Consider the following 17,764-nt stretch of genomic DNA (forward strand, 5'->3'; position numbering starts at 1 on the left):
CGCAAAAAAAAGGAGCGCGGTGGCACCGCGCCCCTCGGAAATCGGAGGTGCTACTTTCGCACCGAGTCGCGGATGACGTTCTTCACGAGCACCACCTGGGACTCGGTCTTGCCGCCGATGCGGAGGCTGAGCTTCAGCGGAATCTCGTCCGCCGTGACGCCGAGCTGCGAGACCATTGGCTCGAGCGAGTCGCGCTCGCCGGGGGCAATCGTCAGCTTGGCGGGTTGGGCGGCAAAGTTGCCGAGGTCGGAATTCACCTCGCTGGCGGAGAACTCAATCGGCGTGGTGCCCTTGTTCTCGAAACCCACGCGGAGTGTCACCGGCGGCATCGGGCTGCCGGCGGCGCGGCGGGCCATCGCCTGGCGCACGTAGTCTTGCATCGCCTCCTTCTGCTGTTCCTCGGAGTCACCGTAATCGAACGAGTAGCTCTCGCTGAACGCGTCGGTGTCGCGCTTGAACCAGCCCTTGCGCTCCGGGGGCGCGGCCTTGCTGCCGGCGCCGCGCTGGAAGCCGCGGGACACGGTGACGAGCACCTGAATCTGACCGCCGGCAAACGTGGCGTCTCCCTTCATCGCGACCGGACGTTCGCCGGGAGCGAGCCGGGCCTCTTCCGCCATGAGATCACGGGGCACGGCCGGGTTGCTGCATCCCGCCCCGGCGAGGAGCGAGGCGGCGAAGATCACGGCGGCAAGTTTCAGGGGTAATGGCGTCTGCTTCATGTGTAAGTCGTGCGGGCGGCGACATCATGCGAAGCCGCCGGCGATTGCAAGGGCGCGCATGTCAAAACCGGTGCGGCCGGCGGCCCGTCCGAAAGAATCTTTCTGGCCAACCACCCGTCTTGCTGCTGACAACATGCCCTCTGCATGGACACCAGTTCAACGACGGCGCTGGCGGACTTGGTCCGACGAGCTCAGACGGGCGAAGAAGTCGCCCAACGGGAGCTCATTGTCCGTTACCAGCACCGTGTCGCGGGTTTCATCTACGCCATGACCGGTCGCAGCGATTACGTCGAGGACCTGGCGCAACAGGTGTTCATCAAGATGATCCGCGCCCTGGACCGTCTCGAGGCGCCGGCGCAGTTCGAGTCCTGGCTGTTCCGGCTGGCGCGCAACACCTGCATCGACCAGCTGCGGCGCCAGAAGCTGCGTCGGATTTTTCTGCCGTTCGGTGAGGAGCACGAAAACATTCCCGAGCCTCCCGGCGCCGTGGATACCGAGGAGCTGGACGCGCTGCGGCATGCGCTGGCGCAACTGCGGCCGCAGGACCGCGCGCTGCTGGCTCTCGTGCAGGAAGGCCGCAGCCATGCCGAGATCGCCGTGATTCTTTCCACCAGCGTCGCCGCCGTGAAGGCCCGCCTGCACCGCGCGCGTGAGCACCTCCGCGAACATTACCAACCGCAACATGAAGACTGAAGACCAAGCGTGGCGCCAGCTGCAGCAGCATGCTGCCGCTCAACTCCACCCCGATTTTTCCCAGCGGGTGCTGCGTGCCGCACATGGTCCTGCCGTCGACACCTGGCAGCAGTTGCAGGCGCGCGGGGCCAGCTCCCTCCGGCCGGGCTTCGCCGAGCGCGTCCTCCGCGCCGCGCGCCACCTCCCGGGTGTGCCGTCCTTCATTGATCAGATTGCGCTTGGGGCTGCCACGGCCGGGGTGTGCCTGTTGGGCGTCCTGTACGTGCACTCCCGCAGCACCCAGCACCAGGAGGAGATCAATCTCGCGCGCTGGGAGCAGCTCGCAGCCGAGGTCCAGGAGTACGACGTGCAATGAAGCAACGCGTCCTCATCGCCGTTTTGACGCTGCTTGGCTTTGCGGCGGGTTTCGCCGCCCGGTTGCTCACCGAATCGGGCCCCAATGTCCCGCCACCTCCGACCCCCGGCACCGAGTTTGTCCGCTCCGGCAATGGTGCCGGCCAGGCGGAAAACAAGGAGCGCCGCTCGCCAACGTATTCGGAGAAGGATCGCACCCGGCTGCTCACCGACATCCAGAAGATCCGCCCGCAGATCGAAACCTACCGCGTGCGCATCGACCAGATCGGCGACGAGTTCGAGCGCGACGTCCTCGCGATTCTCGATCCCGAACAGCGCCAGAAGTTCGAGGCCCGGCTGAAGAAGAACGCCGAACGCCGAGCCAAGGGCGAGAAGGAGGCCGCCGAGACCACCACGCTGTCCGACGAGCAGATCTTCCGCCTGCAGCAGGAGCCGCTTTGGAACGCGCTCTGGAACGTCGCGATCAACTGGCGGCTCGAGCGCCTCACCCGCGACTACAAGCTCGACGACCAGCAGCAGGCCCGCGTGCGCGTCCTCCTGCAGCAGCGCCGCGAGAAGTTTCTCGAGCTCGTCGACGCCACGCCGCCCCCGAGCATCATGCTGAGCCGGCTCGCGCCCCAGGCCGAGAAGCTTGGCGCCGCTCCCGCAAAGAACTGACCCGCGGACTTGACCGGCTGGGGGTGTACTGCGTCAATATGGCGCAATGGTTCCCAGCGTACTGATCGTTGACGACGAGAAGCACACTCGCGAAGGACTGCAGCAGGCGTTGACGGAGAATTTCGACGTCACCGTGGCGGCCAACGCGGAGGAGGCGTTCAACCTGATGGACGCCCAGCCTTTCGATGTCGTGCTCACGGACTTGCGCATGCCCGGCAAGTCGGGGCTCAAGATCATCGACAAGGCGCTGACGCTGCCGAACCGGCCGGCGGTGCTGATGATGACGGCCTATGGCAACATCGATTCCGCGGTGGAGGCCATGAAGCGCGGCGCGGTGGATTTCCTGACCAAGCCCGTCAACATCGAGCGGCTCGAGGTCCTGATCCAGCGGGCGCTGAAGACCAAGACGCTGGAGGTTGAGGTGCAGCAGCTGCATGAGCGGCTCGATGAGCGGTTCAGCATGGAGGGAATCATCGGTACCTCCGCGAAACTGAAGGAGGTCATCGAGCGCGTGCGGCTGGTGGCGCCTTCGCGGGCGACGATCCTGATCGAGGGCGAGTCGGGCTCGGGCAAGGAGCTGATCGCGCAGGCGATCCATCAGGCGAGTCCGCGGGCGCGGGCGCCGTTCATCGCGGTGCATTGCGCGGCGCTTTCGGAGAACCTGCTCGAAAGCGAAATCTTCGGCCACGAGCGAGGCGCGTTCACCGGTGCGGTGGAGCGGCGGATTGGCCGCTTCGAGTCGGCCAACAACGGCACGCTCTTCCTCGATGAAATCGGCGAGATCTCGGCGTCGACCCAGGTGAAGCTGCTGCGCTTCCTCGAGACCAAGACGATCGAACGGGTCGGTGGGTCGAAGCCGGTGGAGCTGGACGTGCGCCTGGTGGCGGCGACAAACCGCAACCTCGAGCAGATGGTGCGCGACGGGAAATTTCGCGAGGACCTCTTCTTCCGGCTCAACGTGGTGCGGGTGACGATGCCGCCGCTGCGGGAGCGCACCGAGGACATCCCGCTGTTGCTGGCGCACTTCATCAAGCAGTTCTCAGAGGAGAACGGCGTGCCGCCGCTGACGATCGAACCCGGGGCGCTGCGGACGTTGCAGGCTTATGCCTGGCCCGGGAATATCCGCGAGCTGCGCAACTTCTGCGAAAACGCCGTGGTCCTGCGCCGCGGCGGGAGCCTCACCGAATACGACCTCGAGCCGAAGTTCCGCGGCGGCGCGGCGCTGGCGGCGCCGGGAGCGGCGCCGGTGGGCGGGACGTCCGTGCCGGGACAGGCCACAGTGCCAACGAACTCCCTCTCCGTGGAGGACAACGAGAAGCGGCTGCTCCGCGAGGCCCTGATCAAGGCGCGCGGCAACCGGACGCGGGCTGCCGAGCTCATGGGCGTCAGCCGCCGCACACTGCATCGCAAGCTGGCTCAATGGCCGGAGCTCGACGTGACCGACAAGTGAGCGCGGCCCCAGGCTCGTTTCCCGGCATCGAGGCGCCAACCGCATGAAGTCTCCCCAGGAGTTCATCCACTGGCTGGAGATGGGGGCGGGCGCCCGTTGGATCCGGCTGGCCGCAGTCCTCACCGCGGTGCTCGCGCTGTCGCTGGTCATCGCGTGGAAGCAATTCAAGGGACCGAACAGCGAGGCCACGCTCGAGCAGGCCGACGTGGGACGACAGGTCGCGGCCGGCCAAGGCTTCACCACGCTGGTCAACCACCCGCAGACCGTGGCGGTGCTGACGTTGCGCGGGCGCAGATTCGATCCGGCTGTGCCGCAGCCCGAGCTGCACCATGCGCCGCTTTATTCGACTGTGATCGCGGCCGGGCTGCGGCTGCTGCCGGAAGCGCGGCGCGCCGAGCTATTCAAGGCGCCGGCACAATCGACGGACACCTTCGGCGGTGACGCTTTCCTGCTCGCGATGAACCTGGTGCTGCTGTGGCTGGCGATCTGGCTGACCTACGAGCTGGGGCGGCGGCTCTTCGAGCCCAGGGTCGGCTGGGTGGCCGCGCTGGCGGTGCTGGTGTCGCTGCCCTTCTGGCAGCAGGCGCTGGCGCTCAACGGCACGCCCCTGCTGATGGTCCTGGTCCTGGCAACGTTCCTGGTTTGGCACGCCGTCGATCGCCGGGCGGAGAGCTTGGCAACGGCGGACGTGGCGGAAGGCGCGGGGTGGGGCCGGCTTCTGGGGTGGATCGCCGGGCTCGGCGCCGGTTGCGGGCTGCTTTTCCTGACCGAATACTCGGCGGGCGCCCTGGTGCTGGTGGCGGCCGGTTATCTCCTCGTGCGGCTGGGCGAACGCCGGCGGTGGACGGCAATGGCCGCCCTGGCGCTGGGATTTGCAGTCGTCAGCGGCCCCTGGATGGTGCGCAACGTGGCGTTGACCGGGCACCCGGTGGCGCTCGCGGCGCAAAATGTCGCCTTGCGGGCAGGGGATCCCACGGCGGAGCCGGGGGTGGCGCGGGCGACGTTGTCGGCGGACGCGCCTTCGCTGTCGCTGCGCAAGCTCGGCAACAAGACGCTGACGTCGTTGCAGGAAACGGTGAAGACGAAGCTCTGGGCGGGCGGCGCGATGTGGTTCGTGGCCTTCTTCGTGGCCGGCTGGCTGTACGCTTTTCGGTCCCCGGTGGCCAACCGCCTGCGCTGGGTCTTCACGGCCAGCCTGGGCGTGCTGCTTTTGTCGCAGGCGATGCTGAACTCGGGGGAATCCGAGCGCTTGGCCGCGGTGTGGCTGTCGCCGCTGATCATGATCTTCGGGGCGGGGTTCTTCTTTGTGTTGCTGGGCAGCAACGCCTTGCTGGGCGGCTGGCCGCGCGCGATCGCCGCGGTGCTGCTGGTGGCGCAGGCGCTGCCGCTGGTGCACGACGTGATGGCTCCTCCGCCGCGGGTGCGGTTTCACTATCCGCCGTATTTCCCGGCCCTGCTGCGCGGGATGAGGACCGAGCTGGAAATCCGGCAGGCCGACCGGTTTGGGCTGATGGCGGACATCCCGGCCGGCATGGCGTGGTATGCCGGGACGCGGGTATGGACGCAGCCGGCGCGGCTGCGGGACTTCTATGCGGTGTCGTTGGAGCAGCCGATCGGCGAGCTGGTGCTGACGCCGCGCACGCTCGACCGGCCCTTCTTCTCGGAGTTGAACGCGACGCCCCCGCCGCCGGGGGCGCTCGGAAGCGTGGCGAATCGATTTGGCGATTGGGGAGAGATTTACGGCGGGCTGGTCACCGGGACCTTACCCCGCGAGTTTCCCCTGAAATCGCTCCACCGGGTCACCGAAAACCTGTGCGTTTTGCTCAATCCGGCCCTGCCGCCGGTCCGGGGAAAGTAATTGCCTAGGTAACGGCCCGCCGAGTACGGTCGCCGGCAAATCTCCGGTCCCGACCCTATGAAGTTTTCTCATGCCTTGGTCGCTGTCTGCCTCGTCGCGGCACTGCCGGTGCGGGCGGTTTACGCCCCGATTCCCGAACAGGAGCAGGGCAAGGATCTCACGGTCTCGGTGCGCGCCGGTTTGTTGTACGACAGCAACATCTTCGGTGGGGCGACCGGCGCGATAAACAGCAACGTTTACCAGCTTGCGCCGCGGCTGACCTACAATGCCTCGCTGACCGACCAGACCTTCTTTTCGGCCATCTACGGCCTCGGGCTCGACTACATTGAGCGCAGGCCGGGCACCAAACTCCTGGACAGCCACGACTTGACGCTGCGCCTGGCGCACGCGTTCGACCAGAGTCGGATCCTGGACCTCACCGATACCTACATGCTGGCGCGGAATCCCGAGTCGCTGCTCAACGGCATCCCTCAGAACACCGACCAGTCCTACGCCCGGAACCAGTTTGATGGGAGCTACAGCATGCCGGTGACGCCGAAGATCTCGCTCACCTACAAGGCGCGCTCGGCCAACATGAAGTACCGCAATGCGTCGCTCGGCCGGCTGCTGGACCGGCTTGAGAACCTCTACGGCGTGGCCGGCAGTTACGCCATTCTGCCGGAGCTGAAGGGCGTCGTGGAGTATCGGCATCTGGACGTGTACTACTGGACCGAGGGCGAAAATAAGAACAAGCGCTCGGACTACCTGATGGGCGGCGTCGACTACGAGGCGGCGAAGAAGCTGACCCTCGCGGCGCGCCTGGGAAGCGAGTGGCGCAATCGCGCGAACGAGGAGAGCACCACCGGGCCGTTCGTCGAGTTTTCGGGCCGCTACCGCTATGCCGAGAAATCGGTGCTGGCCGGCGGCTTCGCCTACACGATCGACGAGGCCTCCGACGTGGCGCGGTTCACGGACCAGGAGGTGCAGCGCTACTTCGTCAGCGTGCAGCATTCGCTCACCGCGCTGATCGTCGCCTCGGTGTCGGTCAACTACGAGCCGGCGGTGCTGCAGGCGCGGCGGGCGCTCGGCTTTGTGGATCTGAACGAGGAGACCACGCGGTTCGGCGCGGCGCTCACGTATTCGCCGACGAAGAACTGGAGCATTTCCGCCACCTACGACTGGGATCACACGTCGTCTGACGACCCGATGCGCGCGACGGAGCGCCACCGGTTCGGTTTGAACGCGAGCTACACGTTCTGAGCAGCATGGCCAACGTCCACGCTGCTCCAGTCGGTGCGTCGGTTGCAGGGTTTCTGCAGATTCTTCGCCAACGCCAGTGGTTGATTGCGCTGATCCTGGCGCTCGTGGTGGTGACCACGATCGGGGTGACGGCCTTCCTGCCCAAGGGCTATCGCGCGACCACGAAAGTGCGGGTGGAGCGGCCGGACGGGCAGGTGAAGCTCTTCCAGGCGCAGACGAGCCCGAGCTACGACCCGGTTTTCCTGCAGGATCAGTTCAAGATCATGCAGTCGGAGAAAATTCTCTACCCGGTGATCGAGCGGCTGGATCTGAACCGGAAGATCGCGGCGCTGAAGGACTCGCCGGCGGCTTTCCCCTCGGCGGTCACCTACGCGATCCTGACGCGGAAGATGCTGCGGGTGGAGTCGCAGCGGGCGTCTTCGGTGATCGAGATCAACGTGGATGCGGAGGATCCGCAGCTCGCGGCCGACATCGCGAACGAAGTGGCGCGCACGTATTCGGCGGATCGGATCGCGCTCGCGACCTCGGACCAGAGTGAGGGCATGGCGCAATTGCGGCAGGAGCTGCTGAAGCAGGAACAGGCGGTTACGCGCCAGCGCGATGCCGTCGAGAAGCTGCGCAAGGAGCTGAATATTTCCGGCGTGGACCTGAACGCGCGGTACTCCGACATGGAGATCGAGACGCTGCGGCAGATGCAGAACACGCTGATCGCCCTGAGCGTGGACGCGATCGGGCGGAAGACGCGCTGGGAGCGGTTCAAGTCGATCCCGGCGGGCGAGCGCCAGAGCCTGGTCAACTCGGAGCTGATCCCGGACCAGAACATCCAGAACCTGTTGCAGGCGTACCTCGTGGCCGACCAGAAGGTGACGCAGTTGCAGGGCCGGTTGGGCGAGGCACACCCGGACCTGATCGCGGCGGTGGACAACCGGGCGAAGATCAAGGAGCAGCTCGATGCGCAACTGCGCGGGTACGAAAACTCGCTCGAGATCGCGTACAAGGAAGCCGAGGCCCGCGTGGCGGAGCTCAAGAGCCAGTTGGCGCAGGCCAAGGTGGACCAGATCCTGTCCGCGCGGGATCGGATGCGTCCCTTCGAGGAGGCGGCGCAGAAGCTGGAGGACGAAACGCGGTTGCTGACGACGCTGAAGCTGACGTTGCGGCAGCGGGAGATCGATTTCCAGGTGCCGAAGAAGACGATCGAGATCCTGAACACGGCGGAGGCGCCGCGCTTCCCGATCCGGCCGAGCTGGCCCCTGAATCTCACGTTTGCGTTCGTGTTCGGCGCCGTGCTCGCGGTCGGCGTCGCGGTGGTGCTCGAGTATTTCGACACGAGCTTCCGGAACGTGGCGGACGTCGAGGCGCGGCTGGGTCTGCCGGTGCTGGGGGTGATTCCCTTTGCCCAGGATCCGTTGGCGCGCGGCGGCGACGACCCCGCGGAGCTGGAGCCGTACCGGGTGCTCTACACCAACTTGAACCTGGCGTTGAAACCGGGGCAGGCGCATGCGCTCGTGTTCTCGTCGGCCGGGCCGGGCGAGGGGAAGTCGACGACGCTCCACCGGCTGACGCGGCTGATGGGCGAGATGGGTGACCGCGTGCTGTTGATCGACGCGGACCTGCGACGTCCGACGCAGCATCGGATTGCCGAGCGGCCGAGATCGCCAGGCCTGAGCGATCTGCTGACTGCGCAGAAGACACTGGATGAGGTGATCCAGAAGAGCATCTCGCCGGGGCTGGACTTCATCGCGAGCGGCGCGGCCGGCAATTTCACGCTCTCGCTGATCTACGCGAACCGGCTGCGGGAACTGATGACGACGCTGCGTGGGCGGTACGACCGGATCGTGTTTGATTCGCCGCCGATCATCGGGGTGAGCGACACGAGCGTGCTGATGACGGTCGTCGATGGAGTGGTGTTGCTGATCCAGCACCGGCGCAACCCGCAGAGCATGGTTCTGCGCGCGCAGCAGATCGTCGGCGGCGTGAAGGCGTCGATCCTGGGCATCGTGCTGAACCAGATTCCCGGCAACGCTGGCGGTGACTACGGTTACTACACGAGCAACTACGCCTACTATCACGAAGGCTCACGGCGCACGCGCCGTTCAGCACGTTCCGACAAGAAGCCCGAGGCCGGCGGCGAGGATCGCCTGGACCTGCACGAGTGATCGGCGGGGGGGGGGCGCGCGGCGCTTGGCCACACGTCTCGGCAGGCTGCTAGGGGCCGATGGGCAGACCGACCGCCGCCGCGAGCTTCTTCTGGTTTGTGTCGAATGTAAGAAACAAGGCTGCCTGCAGCGTGCGTGCCGACCCGATGTGCAGGATATCGAACGAGCGGTGTCCACCGTTTGCCGTGTAAGTGTTGGATAGTGTCCGAGCTTCTTCGACGACGGCATCCAAGTCACGCTGGGCTGGCTGGAGCAGCCCTGCTTGCATATCGGCTTCGAAAGCGGTCAGCGTGGCGAAGGCTTCGTCGCGCGTGATGAGCTGGCGGAACGTGGCGAAATGGACCGCATTGGTGAGTTCGTATCGATTCAGAGGCGTCACGGTGATCGGACTGCTGGAGTCCGCGATCCAGGCGCGCGCTGCAGCCGAGTTTACGTCTGAGCCGTACAAGGAGAAGAGGAAGCTGGTGTCGGCGACGATTGTAGGCATGGCGGGACCCAATCGGTGGTCGGCCGGGCCGGGAGGCGGGCGCTAGTCGCCCTGGCTCTCCGCCAGGATGGAGGCGGACTGCTCGGCGGTAAGGTGCCGGGTCCAGGGCGCGCGGGTGAGGGCCGCGCTTCGCGACCAATCGACGGTCTGAGGGACCTTCATCGTCGGCGGTACAACCCGGGCGACGATTTGGCCCCGACGCGTAACCTGGACCTCCTCGCCGGCGCCGACCCAGCGAAGGATCTCGGCATAGTTGTTCCGGAGTTCGCGTACCGACGCCGTTTTCATGTGCTACATCGTGTAGCACATCGCTCTGAAGGCAAGGCGGACATCCTTTTGTGCCCGTCGGGAGTGCGGTAAAAACACAAAAGCCCTTGATCTCTCAAGGGCTTGGAAAATGGAGCGGGCGAAGAGACTCGAACTCTCGACGTCCACCTTGGCAAGGTGGTGCTCTACCAACTGAGCTACGCCCGCAAAACAGGGTGCTAAGGAGTAGGCCCGCGAAGACCGCCGTCAACAGCTATTTTCAAAGTTTTGATCTCCCAGAGGATGGCGGGCAGTGGACGCGGAATCTCGGCCAATTTCTGCAACGTGCGCGGAGGCCGGATACGGGAGTGGGGGCGGTGCGGAGTGCGAGGTGGGGCTGATTTCCTCCGTGTGTATTCAGGGGCAATCGTGCTAACTCGCCGGCCTACCACATGAATGCCTCCGAGTTCTTTGCGCTGCCCCCTTCGCTGGCGTCCTTTGCGGCCCATTTCCCGCCCGATGTGGCGCCTTGGGAGTGGCTGAAGCGGATTGGCCCGGCGCTGGCGGCGCTGACCGAGGTGCCCGCAACCGTCACTGTTCCGCCGGGCGTGCAGGTTGAGGGCAAGGTCTGGTTGCACCCGTCGGTGAAGCTCCCGGCCTACGCCACGCTGATCGGCCCGGCCTGGATTGGCGCCAAGACCGAGATCCGTCCGGGCGCCTTCATTCGTGGCAACGTGATCATTGGCGAGGGCTGCGTCATCGGTAACGCCTGCGAATTCAAGAATTGCCTCCTCATGGATGGCGTGCAGGTGCCGCACTTCAGCTACGTCGGGGACTCCATTCTCGGGAACAACGCGCACCTCGGCGCCGGCGTCATCTGCTCGAATCTACGCCTCGATCAGAAGCCGGTGACGGTGCGCGCCAACGGCAAGACTTACGAGACCGGCTTACGCAAGTTCGGCGCGATCCTGGGCGACGCGGCCGAGGTCGGCTGCAACTCCGTGCTCAATCCGGGCGCGATCCTCGGCCGCCGCGCGCTCGTGGCGCCGACCTCGGCGTTCTCCGGCTACCTCCCGCCCGAGAATGTCGCGTACTGTCGGTCTCAGGCGAAGATCCTCCCGCGGCGCGCCTAGACCGCCTCGCACTCGCGGCGCCTTTGCCGCCGGTCGCGACCACGCGCGGCATCGGCCCTGATCGTCGGCCGTTGGCCGTCCGGGCCTCCGTCGTGCCCGATCCCTTGCCGCCTCGCGGTCAGACTGTGGGGGCCTGCCGCCGGACCCGCTGCTTGGGACCGGTGGATTTTTCGACTGACTTCCCCGGGGGCAGTCGTGTCTGCTGCTGCCTTTCGCATGCGTACGCTCACTGGCATTCAGCCCTCCGGGACGCTCCATATCGGCAACTACTTTGGCGCCATGCGCCCGGCCATCGATGCGCAGTCGCGCGGTGATTGTTTCTACTTCATCGCCGACTACCACTCGATGACCTCGCTGTTTGACCCGGCCCAGCGCCGGACGAACACCCTTGGCGTCGCCCTCGACTGGCTCGCGGCGGGGCTCGATCCGAAGCGGTGCGTGTTCTGGCGCCAGAGCGACGTGCCCGAGGTCGCCGAGTTGATGTGGCTCCTTGGCACCCTGACGCCGATGGCGCTCCTGGAGCGCGCGCACAGCTACAAGGACAAGCTTGCCAAGGGCATCGCCCCCAACTTCGGCCTGTTCGCGTACCCGGTGCTCATGGCCGCCGACATCCTGCTGTACGACACCAACGTCGTGCCGGTGGGGCGGGACCAGAAGCAGCACGTCGAGATGACGCGCGACATGGCGATCAAGTTCAACCTGGCCTATGGCGAGACCTTCGTGGTGCCCGAGTCGGAGATCCGCGACGAGATCGCGGTCGTGCCCGGGCTCGACGGCCAGAAGATGAGCAAGAGCTACGGCAACACGATCGACATCTTCGGCGAGGAGAAGGCCACGCGGAAGAAGATCATGGGCATCGTGATGGACTCCCGCACGCCGGCCGAGCCGAAGCCCGATGCCGACCGCAACATTGCCATCCAGCTTCTCAAGCTCGTCGCGCCCGCGGAGGTCGCGACCGACTACGAGAACCGGCTGCGCGCCGGCGGACTCGGCTACGGCGACCTGAAGAAGGCGCTGTTCGAGCACTACTGGAACTACTTCGCCGCCGCCCGCGCTCGCCGCGCCGAACTCGCTGCAAACATGGACTACGTTCACCAGGTGCTCCGCGACGGGGCCCAGCGGGCGCGCGTCGTGGCCGATGGCGTGCTGGCCCGGGCCCGTACTGCGAGCGGCCTGCGCTGATTCCTTCCTGCCCGCCGCGCGCCGCTAGATGACGATCGGCGCCGGTGGTCTCGGCAGCTGCGCGATCGCATTCATGATGCGCTGGCTGGCGAGCTGATAGCGCTCCTTGCCGGCGCGCGGGTCGTCGTAGGCCTCCGGCGCGATGGGCTGCCCGAAAACCACCGAGATCGGTTTGCCGGGGGTGGGGACCTTGGCGCCGCGGCCAAAGGCTTCAAACGAGCCAAAGATCCGCGCCGGCACCACCGGCACCTGCGATTTGCACACGATGAAGCCCACCCCGGGTTTCGGCGCCTGCAGGTTGCCGTCAGGTGACCGCGTGCCTTCCGGGAAGAGGATCATCACCTTGCCGTCGGCCAGCGCGCGCAGCACGCGTTTCAGGGCGCCGACATCCTGCCCGCCGTCGCGGTCAACCGGGATTGTGCCGACTGCGTCCAGCCACCAGGAGGCGAGCTTGCCGGACCAGAGGGTCTTGCGCGCAAAGAAGCTCATCTGCCGCGGCACGTGCGCGCCGATGAACGGCGGATCCAGGTGGCTCGCGTGGTTGGCGGCGATCAGGAAGGGACCCGTACGGGGCAGGTTCTCCCGGCCCGCGACGTCGCCGCGAAAGAACATTTCGAAGCTGACGCGTATCGTGTAGTGGCAAACCCCGTACAGCGGGTCCATCCACACCTGCGGAAAGGCTTCGCTCATGGGAGGCGGCGGGCAATCTGCTCCGCCATCAACTCCACGACCTGGGGCAGGCTGACGTGCGTGGTGTCGATCGAGGTCGCGCCCTGCGGACAGGCCAGCGGCGCGGTCTTGCGGCCGCTGTCGATCCGGTCGCGCTCGGTGATCGAGTCCTGGTGCCCCTCGTTCGCGCGCCGACGGGCGCGCTCCGCCGGATCGGCGTGCAGGAAGAAGCGGAAGTCGGCCTCTGGAAAAATGACCGAGCCGATGTCACGGCCTTCCATCACGAGGCCGCGGAAACCATGGATGCGCCCGACGTCGGCCTGGCCGCGCTGGTACGCGAGCAGCGCGGTGCGCACTTCGGGGATCGCGGCGAAATGGGAGACGTGGTCGTTGACCTCGCGGCTGCGGATCTCGTCGCCCGCGACGCGCCCGCCGATTTCCATCTGGGCGGAGCGACCGTTCAGCCGGGTCGTCAGCTTCAGGTCGCCGAGCGCCGCCTTCACCGCCGGCAAGTCTGACGCGCTTACGTGCCGGCGCAGCAGCTCCGCCGTGATCGCCCGATAGAACGAGCCGGTGTCGACATGCAGGAGGTTGAAGCGATCCGCCAGCGCGCGGGAAGAGGAGGACTTGCCCGATGCCGCACCGCCATCGATCGCGACAATGAGGAAGGGGGAGGAGGGCATCGCCCTAGACGATTTTTCGCGCACGGTGCCGAGCAACTCAAAAAAGTGCGGGAAAGTTTTCGCGCAGCATTCCGGGTGTCGAATCGTGAGCCACGGCTGCCCATCGCCGCGCAGATCGTGGCTGCCGAGAATGCCAAAGCTCATTGCAAACCGGTGGTCGCCATAGGTCTCGATGGTCTCACCGGGGCGTAGAGGTTGGGGGTGAATCTCGAGACTGTCCTCGGTCTCGATCACCTTCTGGCCGAGCCGCGTGAGCTCGCGCGCCATGCCGGCCACGCGATCGGTCTCCTGCTTGCGCGTGTGCGCGATCCCGGTGATCCGCGTCGGCCCGCGTAGCAGCGGAGCGAGGGCGGCGAGGGTGAGAAACGTATCGGAGAACCCGCTGAAGTCCTGCGTCACGCCCTGCGGGGGCGTGCCGCGCGGCAGCGCGACCTTCAGTCCGCCTTCTGCCAGCGGGGTCACGCTGAGGCCAATCTGCTGCAGTACGGTTGCGAAGGCGGTGTCGCCCTGCAGTCCTTCGCCCGGGCCGCGCAAGTCGGCGACGCGAAGCGTGCCGCCCGTCGCGAGCGGCAAGGCGAGGAAGTAACTGGCGGCGGTCGCATCGGGTTCGACGGCGTAGCGGCCGCTGGCGAGCGTGTACGGCCGGCCCGCCGCGACGCGCAGGGTATCCTCGGCAACCGGTTCCACCGCCGGTTGGCCAAAGTGCTCCATGAGCCGCGTCGTCATCCGCACGAACGGCCAGCGCACGCCGCCGATGAGCTGGATTTCGAGCGGTTGCGCCGCGCGCGGGGCGACCATCAGCAGGGCGGAGAGGAGCTGGCTGCTCTCGCTGGCATCGAGGGTCACGCGCCCGCCCCGCAAGCCACGGGCGCGAATCTCGATCGGAAAAAATCCTTCCTCGCCAAGGCAGCGGATATCGGCGCCGAGCGCGCGCAGCGCCTCGAGCAGCGGCCGCATCGGGCGCTTTCGCATCTGCGCCACGCCGTCGATCAGGTACACGCCGGCCGGGGCCGTGGCACACAGGGCGGTGAGAAACCGGGCCGCGGTGCCCGCGAGACCGACGAAAAGCGCGACGGTTTTGCCCGCGAACGCACGCGACTGGCCGCCGACCGTGACGGTGTGCTTGGCGGCATCGGCCGCGACGTCGAATCCGAGACGGCGCAACGCTTCCGCCATCAGGTGCGTGTCTTCGCTGAAGAGCGCCCCGGTGAGAGTGACCGGTTCACGGCAGAGCGCCGCCAGCAGGAGCGCGCGATTGGTCAGGCTCTTCGATCCCGGCAGCGTCACCTCGCCCCGCGCGGGCTGGGTGAACGGTGGGATCGGCAGGAGCTCGGGAAGCGGCATACGAAGCGAGCAGCGTCGGCCAACTTGCGGGGCGTGTGAAGGGGAAAATCCGGCGGGCGCGCCGCGCCCGCCGAAGTGAAAGTGAAAGTGAAAGTGAAAGTGGGCGGAAGGCGCGGAGTGGCTGGTTGCGCCGGAGTGAGCGTCCTTCCCGGACGGGCGGCCGCCCGTCCTTCGTAGGATTTTTGCGGGCCCGCCCCGCAAAAATTCTACGGTCGGAACTGGTCGCGGTAAGCCTTGCCGCGTTCGATGCGCGAGACGACTTCGTGATAGTCGCGGTTCAGGAGCGCGGCCTTGAAGCCGTGCAACTCGTCCTCGAACTGCTGCAGCGCACGCAGCACCTCATCGCGGTTCTGCTCGAGAATGCTTCGCCAGATCTGGGCGTCGCTGCCCGCAATCCGCGTGGTGTCCCGCAGTCCGCCGCCGGCGTAGTTGCGCCACGCAGGATTTTTCTGCGCGAGAAACGAACAAAGGCTCGTCGCGATCACCTGGGGCAGGTGGCTGATGTGGGCGACAATCTCGTCGTGCCGGTCGGGATCGACGGTGACCACCTCGGCACCGAGCGCATGCCAGAAGCCGACCACGGTTTCCACCGCGGCGGCGGCCGTGTCGGGCAGCGGCGTGACGAAGCACGTGCGCCGCTGGAAGAGCTCGGCGGTGCTGTGTTCCCAGCCGGTCTTTTCGGACCCGGCCATCGGATGCGAGCCCACGAACGGGTTGGCCGACTTGAGCGCCGCGGCGGCGTGGCGGGCGATCTCGCCTTTCACGCTGCCGACGTCGGTCACGATTGCGCCGGGCGGAAGCGAGGCGGCGATCTGTGTGACCAGCGGGACAATCTTGTCCACCGGCGAAGCCACCACGACCAGGCTGGCGGCGCGGGCGGCGGCTTCGGGCGTGTCTGCGACCTCGTGACACCACGGCTGCTCGCGCAGCTTCAGCCGCGATTCGGGGCGGCGTGCCCAGAGGACGATGCGGTCGGCGATGCCGGCGGTGTGCGCGGCGCGGGCGACGGAACCGCCGAGCAGCCCGGGGGCGAGAATGGTGATTTGGGAGAGTCGCGGCACGGCGTACCAACCACGCAAAAACGCCCGGGGCTGTCGAGCCGGCGGCGGGGTGGTGACGCAACGGCTGCTAGGGACGCGGGCGGAGGGAAGGTGAGGGCCCGCGTCGCCCAATCGCGCCCGCGGGCACCACGGCCCCGGCCAAGGGGGATAGGTCCGTTTGGGGCTCAGCCATTGGGAAGGTCCGGTCTCCTCCCTCAATCCCTCAATCAGGGACAGGTCCGTTTTGGCCCGGCTAGCGCGCGCCGCCGAGCGCGAGGATGCGTTCGAACTCGGCGCGCGTGACCGGCTGCACGGAGAGGCGCGAGAGCTTCAGCAGCGCCATCTCGCGCAGCTCGGGGATCGTCTTGATCTGCGCGAGCGTGACGGGCTGGGGCAGGGCGGTGCGGGCCTTGAGTTCTACCGCCACCCAGCCTGGTTCGTCGGCGGTGGTGTCGGGGAAGGCAGTCCGGCTGACTTCGGCGGTGCCGATGACGGCCTTGGTGGTGACGCTCTCGTAGAAGAGCACGCGGTCGCCGCGCTGCATCGCGTTGAGGTTCAGGCGGGCGGCATAGTTGCGGACGCCGGTCCAGTCGGTGCGCCCGTCGCGTAGGAAATCGTGCCAGCTGTAGGTCTCGGGCTCGGACTTCACCAGCCAGTATTGCGTTGTCATGACACGGTGGGTTTGGTGCGCTGCAGCAAATGGAACCCACGGAGGCTGAAAAGCTAAAAGCCCGGCGCACGCAGGTGTTTCTGCTGCTGCTCACGGCCGTGATGATCGGGGTTCCGGTGGCGATTTTCTTTTTGCGCGGCTCCTAGAGCGCAACCCTCGCGCCCCGACTCATGGACAAGACTCTGCTGCCAATTCGGCTCGTGTTCATCGCGCTGTGCTCTGCCGGCGGATGGCTGGTGTGCTACACCATCAGTGAGTGGGATGCCTTCCGCGCCTTGGCGGTGGCCATCGGCTTCCTGATCGGCGTGCTCGTCGTCCTCGTGGACGTGCTGCTCAAGGGCTTTTCCTTGCGGGGCCTGTCGGCGCTGACCTTTGGGCTCTTTGTCGGCTCGCTGATTGCCTACATGCTGAGCGTATCGCCGCTGCTGTCGGAGGGTGACCCGCAGGTGATCTACCTGGTGCGACTGGGGCTGTTCCTGATCTGCACCTATCTCGCGACGGTGATCGCGTTGCGCGGCAAGGATGAGTTCAACCTGATCATCCCGTACGTGCGCTTCGTGCCGCACGAGGTGGATGTGCCGCTCGTGGTCGTCGACACCAGCGTGTTGATCGACGGCCGGATCGCGCGGGTGTGCGAGTCGGGCTTCCTGACGTCGGCGCTCGTGATCCCGCGATTCGTGCTGAACGAGCTGCGCGCGGTGGCCGATTCGAACGACCCGACCAAGCAGGCCCGGGGCCGACGTGGGCTGGAGGTGCTCAATGAGCTGCGGAAGATCAAGCACCTGGACATCCGGATCACCGAGAGCGAGGTCACGAAGCGCGAGGATGTGGATGCGAAGCTGGTGTTCCTGGCGCAGTCGATGCGGGCGAAGCTGCTGACGACGGACTACAACCTGGCGAAGATGGCCGAGTTTCACGGCGTGCCGTGGCTGAATTTCAACACCCTGGCGCGCTCGCTGCGGCCGGAGCTGATGATCGGTGAGCGCATCGAGGTGGACCTGGTGAAACCCGGCAAGGAGGAAACCCAGGCGGTCGGGTTCAACGAGGACGGCTCGATGATCGTGGTGAACGGTGGCCGCGGGCTGATCGGCCGCCGCGTCGAGGTGGAGATCATCAGCGTGCTGCCGACCGCCGGCGGGAAGATGATTTTCGCCCGGCACGTCGCGGGAACGGAGTAGCCGCCG

General features: G+C 66.6%; 17 protein-coding genes and 1 tRNA gene. 10 read left to right on the forward strand and 8 right to left on the reverse strand.

The genetic code is table 11. The features are described from left to right. Positions 1–50: 50 nt before the first annotated feature. On the reverse strand, positions 51–719 hold the full coding sequence (locus tag DB354_RS00220) for a hypothetical protein (RefSeq protein WP_107833419.1): 669 nt from the start codon (positions 717–719) through the stop codon (positions 51–53). Positions 720–863: 144 nt separating this feature from the next. Between DB354_RS00220 and DB354_RS00225 the strand changes: the two genes are divergently transcribed. From DB354_RS00225 to DB354_RS00255, 7 genes are all read left to right on the forward strand, one after another. Next, on the forward strand, positions 864–1,412 hold the full coding sequence (locus DB354_RS00225; RefSeq protein WP_107833420.1) for a sigma-70 family RNA polymerase sigma factor: 549 nt from the start codon (positions 864–866) through the stop codon (positions 1,410–1,412). Beyond that, the gene (locus DB354_RS00230) at positions 1,402–1,767 is read left to right on the forward strand and encodes a hypothetical protein (protein WP_107833421.1); all 366 of its coding nucleotides are present in this window, start codon (positions 1,402–1,404) and stop codon (positions 1,765–1,767) included. The genes DB354_RS00225 and DB354_RS00230 overlap by 11 nt, the downstream gene beginning before the upstream one ends. Next, positions 1,764–2,423 (forward strand): hypothetical protein, encoded by a 660-nt coding sequence (locus tag DB354_RS00235; protein ID WP_107833422.1) that lies wholly within the window; start codon positions 1,764–1,766, stop codon positions 2,421–2,423. The genes DB354_RS00230 and DB354_RS00235 overlap by 4 nt, the downstream gene beginning before the upstream one ends. A gap of 46 nt (positions 2,424–2,469) precedes the next feature. After that, a complete protein-coding gene (locus tag DB354_RS00240) occupies positions 2,470–3,873 on the forward strand; it encodes a sigma-54 dependent transcriptional regulator (RefSeq protein ID WP_107833423.1) in 1,404 nt (467 codons plus the stop codon). 127 nt (positions 3,874–4,000) lie between these two features. Then, a complete protein-coding gene (locus DB354_RS00245) occupies positions 4,001–5,731 on the forward strand; it encodes a hypothetical protein (protein ID WP_146180040.1) in 1,731 nt (576 codons plus the stop codon). Between the two features lie 57 nt (positions 5,732–5,788). Then, positions 5,789–6,970: an outer membrane beta-barrel protein gene (locus DB354_RS00250; RefSeq protein ID WP_107833425.1), complete on the forward strand. Its 1,182-nt coding sequence runs from the start codon at positions 5,789–5,791 to the stop codon at positions 6,968–6,970. 5 nt (positions 6,971–6,975) lie between these two features. Then, positions 6,976–9,126, forward strand: coding sequence for a polysaccharide biosynthesis tyrosine autokinase (locus DB354_RS00255; RefSeq protein WP_107833426.1), 2,151 nt, complete (start codon positions 6,976–6,978; stop codon positions 9,124–9,126). A gap of 49 nt (positions 9,127–9,175) precedes the next feature. Here DB354_RS00255 and DB354_RS00260 read toward each other — a convergent pair whose 3' ends face one another. From DB354_RS00260 to DB354_RS00270, 3 genes are all read right to left on the reverse strand, one after another. Beyond that, on the reverse strand, positions 9,176–9,613 hold the full coding sequence (locus tag DB354_RS00260) for a type II toxin-antitoxin system VapC family toxin (protein ID WP_107833427.1): 438 nt from the start codon (positions 9,611–9,613) through the stop codon (positions 9,176–9,178). Positions 9,614–9,655: 42 nt separating this feature from the next. Continuing rightward, the gene (locus DB354_RS00265) at positions 9,656–9,901 is read right to left on the reverse strand and encodes a type II toxin-antitoxin system prevent-host-death family antitoxin (protein WP_107833428.1); all 246 of its coding nucleotides are present in this window, start codon (positions 9,899–9,901) and stop codon (positions 9,656–9,658) included. A gap of 110 nt (positions 9,902–10,011) precedes the next feature. Then, positions 10,012–10,087, reverse strand: a tRNA-Gly gene (locus DB354_RS00270). A gap of 224 nt (positions 10,088–10,311) precedes the next feature. Between DB354_RS00270 and DB354_RS00275 the strand changes: the two genes are divergently transcribed. Both DB354_RS00275 and trpS read left to right on the forward strand, forming a co-directional pair. Further along, entirely contained in the window at positions 10,312–10,992 is a 681-nt protein-coding gene (locus tag DB354_RS00275; protein ID WP_107833429.1) for a UDP-N-acetylglucosamine diphosphorylase, read from the forward strand. Positions 10,993–11,208: 216 nt separating this feature from the next. Continuing rightward, entirely contained in the window at positions 11,209–12,174 is a 966-nt protein-coding gene (trpS, locus tag DB354_RS00280; RefSeq protein WP_107833430.1) for a tryptophan--tRNA ligase, read from the forward strand. 24 nt (positions 12,175–12,198) lie between these two features. On the opposite strand, the gene DB354_RS00285 is transcribed toward trpS, so the two are convergent. From DB354_RS00285 to DB354_RS00300, 4 genes are all read right to left on the reverse strand, one after another. Further along, complete coding sequence (locus DB354_RS00285; RefSeq protein ID WP_233256507.1) at positions 12,199–12,864, reverse strand: lysophospholipid acyltransferase family protein; 666 nt, start codon at positions 12,862–12,864, stop codon at positions 12,199–12,201. Continuing rightward, positions 12,861–14,870 carry a 3-phosphoshikimate 1-carboxyvinyltransferase gene (gene aroA / locus DB354_RS00290; protein ID WP_107833431.1) on the reverse strand — a complete coding sequence of 670 codons (2,010 nt, stop codon included), beginning with the start codon at positions 14,868–14,870 and terminating at the stop codon, positions 12,861–12,863. Before aroA ends, DB354_RS00285 begins: the two co-directional genes overlap by 4 nt. 206 nt (positions 14,871–15,076) lie before the next feature. Next, positions 15,077–15,931 (reverse strand): prephenate dehydrogenase/arogenate dehydrogenase family protein, encoded by an 855-nt coding sequence (locus DB354_RS00295; RefSeq protein ID WP_233256508.1) that lies wholly within the window; start codon positions 15,929–15,931, stop codon positions 15,077–15,079. Between the two features lie 232 nt (positions 15,932–16,163). Beyond that, entirely contained in the window at positions 16,164–16,580 is a 417-nt protein-coding gene (locus DB354_RS00300) for an EVE domain-containing protein (protein WP_107833432.1), read from the reverse strand. Positions 16,581–16,750: 170 nt separating this feature from the next. Here DB354_RS00300 and DB354_RS00305 point away from each other — a divergent pair, with 170 nt between their 5' ends. Next, positions 16,751–17,758 (forward strand): PIN domain-containing protein, encoded by a 1,008-nt coding sequence (locus tag DB354_RS00305; protein WP_107833433.1) that lies wholly within the window; start codon positions 16,751–16,753, stop codon positions 17,756–17,758. The last annotated feature ends 6 nt before the right edge of the window (positions 17,759–17,764 follow it).

Source organism: Opitutus sp. ER46 (assembly GCF_003054705.1).
Lineage (GTDB): Bacteria > Verrucomicrobiota > Verrucomicrobiia > Opitutales > Opitutaceae > ER46.